This window comes from Microcoleus sp. D3_18a_C4, from assembly GCF_036702415.1.
Classification (GTDB): Bacteria; Cyanobacteriota; Cyanobacteriia; order Cyanobacteriales; family Microcoleaceae; genus Microcoleus.
Genome location: NZ_JAUBTI010000190.1, coordinates 1 through 5,357, shown reverse-complemented (window position 1 = coordinate 5,357; position 5,357 = coordinate 1). Strand labels below are relative to the sequence as shown.

Sequence of the window (5,357 nt, the reverse complement as noted above, 5' to 3'; positions counted from 1 at the left end):
CGTCCAAAAAGGACGGGCGGGACGCCCATCCCACAATAACAATTAAAATTGTAAGTTATTTAATTCGCGATCCTAATATCATATCCGGTCGCTTGACCGGACATGATATTATTCCAACAAACCAGGAGGAGGCACAATTTCAATTCTGCCTTGTTCTAAGTCCACAATTGGCACAATCTCTTCCACAAAAGGAATCAAGATTTTTGTGGATTTAGGCTCTTTAACGCGAATTTTCCGTGGTTTGCGGGTATTTCTGGGGTCAGCGTTTGCTTGGGGAGTTTCAGGCTGTTTTGGCTTTTCTAATTCTGCGGTGACAGTTTCCGACGCAGTTAGATTCGTTTCTACTTCTAAAAGGTCGTTACCTGCGGGAATAATATCACTTACCTTGCCTAGGATTTCCCCGGTTAACTGGTTAAAAACTTCCATACCGATCAAATCTTGGACGTAAAACTCATCAGGTTCGAGGTAAGGTCGATCGGTCTTTTCAACAAACAACTTACAGCCCCGCAGCGCCTCAGCACTATCGCGGTCTTCCACACCCTCTACCTCTACAGCATACAGCCCTTTGCCCGGAATGTAGCGACCGCCCAAAAACTCGATCGGTTCCGGTTCACTTTTGTTAGGGCGCAAAATCCACCGCTTCCCCGGTTCGATAAACCTTTCCGGGAAATCCGAATCGGGATAGACTCGCACTTCCCCGTCCAAACCTTGAGCTGCTACAATTTTACCGATTTCTATCCATTCAGACATAAACTTTTTGGGAATTAGGAATTGGGAATTAGGAATTAGGAATTGGGAATTGACAATTGGGCATTGGGCATTAGGCAGAAAAGCATCTTCGCAGAAAAGCATTGGTAGCCAACAACAAATAACTACTGACTAATGACTAATGACTAATGACTACTGACTAATGACTTCTTTACACCAATCCCGTTCTCAGCGCTACAACTGCTGCTTGCACGCGGTCATCGACTGCCAACTTATTCATAATACCGCGAACGTGAGTTTTAATCGTATTTGGACTCAAGTAAAGCGCCGCTGCTATCTCAGGATTGCTGTTACCTTCCACCATTAATTTTAACACCTCCAATTCCCGCTGCGACAACTGACCAAAAGTAGTTGTAGAGGCAGGTATCGGCGGTTTCAGGTGTTCTATGACAGTCCGGGCAATTTGAGGGTCAAGATATGTAGCGCCCTCTGCTGCGGCTGCAATCGCTGCTAACAGCCTGTCTACGGAAGCACCTTTAATACAATAAGCATCAGCACCGCTAGAAAGGGCAGCAATAATTTCAGTTTCTGCCGTGTGAGAAGTTAACATTACTACTCGAACTTCTGGCAGTTGTGCTTTAATTTGCTGCGTCGCTGCTATGCCGTCGAGCCGCGGCAAACCGATATCCATCACAATAATATCAGGTTTGAGTTTCAGTGCGGCTGCTACACCTAAATAGCCGTCTTCTGCTTGTCCTACTATTTCTATCTCTGGGGAATCGGCTAAAACTTGCTCTAATCCCAGTTGCATCATCGGGTCATCTTCAACAATTAAAATTCTCATAATACGAAGGAAGTTCGGCAACGGATTGTGTAACGGATGTAACGGATGTAACGGATGTAACGAATGTAACGGATGTCAGTCCGATGGAAGTTCGGCAACGGATTGTGTAACGGATGTAACGGATGTAACGGATGTGAGTCCGATGGAAGTCCGAAGAAGGAAGATTACTTAGTTGTTAATATTTTACATGAACTTATACCGAACCAATAACACATAACCAATAACAACTAACTAATGACTAACTTTTAAAACTTCAACGAATTCGCCCGGTACAATCCCGGTGTCCCCTGGTGGCAAAACTCCTAAACCACTCGTATTGGCGAGGTTAATTAAATTCGCTGAATTTTGGCTGCCGCTAGCAGGTTCAAATTCCCAGACTCCCGCAACTAAATGTAGTTTACCCCAAACATAAGTTTCGCGCCGGCCGGGCGATCGCAATTCAGCATTACACCTAGCTTTGACAAACTCCGGCCCCCAAGCATCCAGGGCAAGCCCAGACATCTTTCTCAAAGCAGGCACAACAAACCGCCAACAGCAGACTAAAGCCGAAACCGGATTTCCCGGCAAACCAAAATAGAGACAATCCGAATTTTTTTCACCTCGTTTAAACGCAGCAACCGTTAAAGGTTTACCCGGCTTAATCGCCACCGAACTAATGTGAACTTTTCCTCCCAAATCCCCCAATATTTTCTCAATATAATCGTAGTCTCCTACCGAGACGCCCCCCGTAGAAAGTACCACATCCGCCGTCGCAACAGCCCCGGATATCGCCTTGTTTAAAGCTTCTTCATTATCAGGAACAATGCCCAATCGAATCGGTTCAAATCCCATTTGCGCCAACAAAACTGTCAAAGCATACTGATTCGAGTCTACCAGTTTCCCCGGTGCCAAAGGTTCGTCTGGCGATACCAATTCGTCACCCGTAGAAAAAATTGCCACCCGCAGCCGCCGATAAACGGGAACTTGAATGCACTGGGCAGTTGCTAACACCGCCATTTCTGGGGCGTTGATAACTGTACCGGGAGTTAGCAAAGTTGTTCCTGCTTGATAAAAAGCGCCTTTGTGTCTGACAAATGCTTGCGGTTTTTCAGGAGAAACTAAGATAAAAATACGATCGCCCTCTCGCCTCGTTTCTTCCTGCATTACCACCGTATCAGCACCCCCTGGCATCATAGCACCCGTAAAAATTCGCGCCGCTTGCCCCGATTGGACGGTATTTTGAGGCTGATATCCGGCTGGAATTTCCTCAACTACTTCGAGTACCGCTGGTTTTTCGCCGCTACAATTTTCAACATCAGCAAACCGCACCGCGTACCCATCCATTGCTGAATTATCCCAATAAGGAAAATCCAGGGAACCAGTGACGGGTGCCGCCAAAATGCGCCCCGATGCTGCCAGCAAGTCTACAGTTTCTACATCCCCCTGACTGTCGAGGGGTTGCGCCAAATTTAGAACGATCGATTCTGCTTCTTTCACTGACAGCATGACTGTCTCCTTGTTTTGATAACACTCCTGATTAAGTTTAGCAAAATATCCAGAGATATTGGTGATATAATTTTTTTTGATTTGGGCAGTAAACCTAATTTTTGGTGTTAATTGCTTATGACTATTTCTCGTTTGGTTGTTAGACTCAATTGTTTATCCTTATTTGTGGTGGCGATACTGATATTTTTCACTCAAGTTTCCGGGTTAAAAGTCAGCGATTTATTCTTTCCGCCTTATTCTTATTCCCATCCCAATGTCGCCTTGTTAACTCGGACTTTCCAGCTTTTATGTTCTGTACCCGTCATTGTTTGTACTTTTACCTATGGATTAGCTAAAACTATTCAACCGCGCACTTCAGAAAATCGATTTATTCTGTTTTCGGCTTTATTAACAGGTGGATTTTTACTAAATGAAATTTACAGAATTCATATATATATGGTAGCAGGGGGAATTCCTAAGCTAGGAGTAAGTCTTTTGTACGCCGTGGTTTTGTCCTCCTACGGATGGTTTTTTCGGCGAGAACTACAGTTAACTCCTTACCAAATATTGTTAGCGGGTGTAGGCTTGTTGTTTTTTGCGATCGGCGTGGATTCCCTGCATTTAAAAAACAAGATATTCTCCAGTTTACTAGAGGGAGTACCTAAATTGCTTAGCGAAATTAACATTGCATTTTATTATTGGTATGTCTGTAAGTTTTTTCTGGAAAAAGCTTTTTATAAAAATATTGAGAGCTAGTTATAAGTAGATGATATAATGATATAACAAGTGCCTCAACAAAAATACAACTTAAATCCTCCTTCCTCCCTCAATAATATTTACAGCATCTGCATCGCTCGGCATTTATCCGCATTCATTACATGATCTGGCTTAAAAGTCCCAACGCATCCTGATAAAATACCATGCTAGCAGTTACCATCAACTTCAACTCCATAGTTAAACTAACCGACGACCAATTTTATCAACTGTGCCGCGAAAACCCAGATGTCAAATTTGAACGCAACGCCAAAGGAGAAATAATCGTCATGCCACCCACAGGAGGAGAAACCGGAAATTACAATTTTGAAATAGCTACTGATTTTGGAATTTGGAACAGACAAACTCAACTGGGAATTTGTTTCGATTCTTCAACTTGCTTCAAACTGCCAAGCGGTGCAAACCGTTCTCCCGATGTCTCTTGGATTGAAAAATCAAGATGGGATGCACTAACTCCCGAACAAAAACAAAAATTCCCTCCCATTGCCCCGGATTTTGTCTTAGAGTTAATGTCGCCAACAGACAGTTTAAAAGATACTCAAGACAAAATGCAAGAATACATGAATAACCAAGTAAAATTAGGCTGGTTAATCAACCGCAAAACCCGGAGAGTCGAAATCTATCGCCAAGGACAAGAAATAGAAGTTTTGGAATGTCCAACAGAACTTTCAGGAGAAGATGTTTTGCCCGGTTTCGTGCTAAACTTGAAAACACTGTGGCAATAACTAGACATCCTGCATCTATCAGCGTTTATTTGCGTTCATCTGCGGTTAAAAAAAATCAAATGGAAACCAATACAGAAACCACTGCAACCACTGGCTTAACAGCCCAACAACACAAACAGAAAATGCAGCGGCGCCAAGAAGTGCAATCACAGCGAATCGCTAACTCTTCCAAAGAAAAAGGTTTAATTATAGTCAATACGGGTAACGGTAAAGGCAAAACCACGGCTGCCTTGGGAATGGTTGTGCGATCGCTCGGTCACGGATACCGCGTCGCCATAGTACAATTTATCAAAGGAGCTTGGGAACCCGCAGAAAAAGCCGTTTTTCAACTCTGGGAAAAACAGCTAGAATTTCACGCAATGGGAGAAGGCTTTACCTGGGACACGCAAGACCGCGATCGAGATATCGAAACAGCTCAAAAAGCCTGGGAAAAATCCCTAACTTTTATCTGCAATCCCGAATTTAAATTAGTTCTTCTAGATGAAGTCAATATAGCATTAAAACTAGGTTATTTGCAAGTCGAGCAAGTGCTTTCCGGCTTAGACCAAAAACCAGAAGAAACCCACATTATTTTAACAGGCCGAGGCGCCCCGCCAGCGCTAATCGAACGGGCAGACTTGGTGACAGAAATGACTTTAGTTAAGCATCCATTCCGAGAACAAGGCATTAAAGCTCAAGCAGGTATTGAGTATTAAAGTTGTTGGTCTTCAAAAGTTTAGTCCTAATTAGCTAAAAGCTGATTGGGAGTGGACTGAAGCCCTGACTACGGGAGCATCTCAGTTTTGCATTTACAGTGCGAGCGTCCCCGCTCGCGTATTGTACAATACGCGAGCGGGGACGCT

The 5,357-nt window shown here is 43.8% G+C and carries 6 protein-coding genes; 3 read left to right on the top strand and 3 right to left on the bottom strand.

Annotated elements, in window-relative coordinates; translation table 11 throughout:
- Positions 1-108: 108 nt before the first annotated feature.
- The 3 genes from rimM to QUB16_RS32790 form a co-directional block, all read right to left on the bottom strand.
- Positions 109-750 (bottom strand): ribosome maturation factor RimM, encoded by a 642-nt coding sequence (rimM, locus tag QUB16_RS32800; RefSeq protein WP_333322540.1) that lies wholly within the window; start codon positions 748-750, stop codon positions 109-111.
- A 169-nt stretch (positions 751-919) separates the two neighbouring features.
- Positions 920-1,552, bottom strand: a complete 633-nt coding sequence (locus QUB16_RS32795; RefSeq protein ID WP_006632834.1) for a response regulator — start codon at positions 1,550-1,552, stop codon at positions 920-922.
- 231 nt (positions 1,553-1,783) lie between these two features.
- Positions 1,784-3,037, bottom strand: coding sequence for a molybdopterin-binding protein (locus tag QUB16_RS32790; protein ID WP_333322538.1), 1,254 nt, complete (start codon positions 3,035-3,037; stop codon positions 1,784-1,786).
- A 117-nt stretch (positions 3,038-3,154) separates the two neighbouring features.
- Between QUB16_RS32790 and QUB16_RS32785 the strand changes: the two genes are divergently transcribed.
- The 3 genes from QUB16_RS32785 (at position 3,155) to cobO (ending at position 5,210) form a co-directional block, all read left to right on the top strand.
- On the top strand, positions 3,155-3,772 hold the full coding sequence (locus QUB16_RS32785) for a hypothetical protein (RefSeq protein WP_333322536.1): 618 nt from the start codon (positions 3,155-3,157) through the stop codon (positions 3,770-3,772).
- A 164-nt stretch (positions 3,773-3,936) separates the two neighbouring features.
- Entirely contained in the window at positions 3,937-4,515 is a 579-nt protein-coding gene (locus QUB16_RS32780) for a Uma2 family endonuclease (RefSeq protein ID WP_333322534.1), read from the top strand.
- 59 nt (positions 4,516-4,574) lie between these two features.
- A complete protein-coding gene (cobO, locus tag QUB16_RS32775) occupies positions 4,575-5,210 on the top strand; it encodes a cob(I)yrinic acid a,c-diamide adenosyltransferase (RefSeq protein ID WP_333103560.1) in 636 nt (211 codons plus the stop codon).
- Positions 5,211-5,357 lie beyond the last annotated feature (147 nt).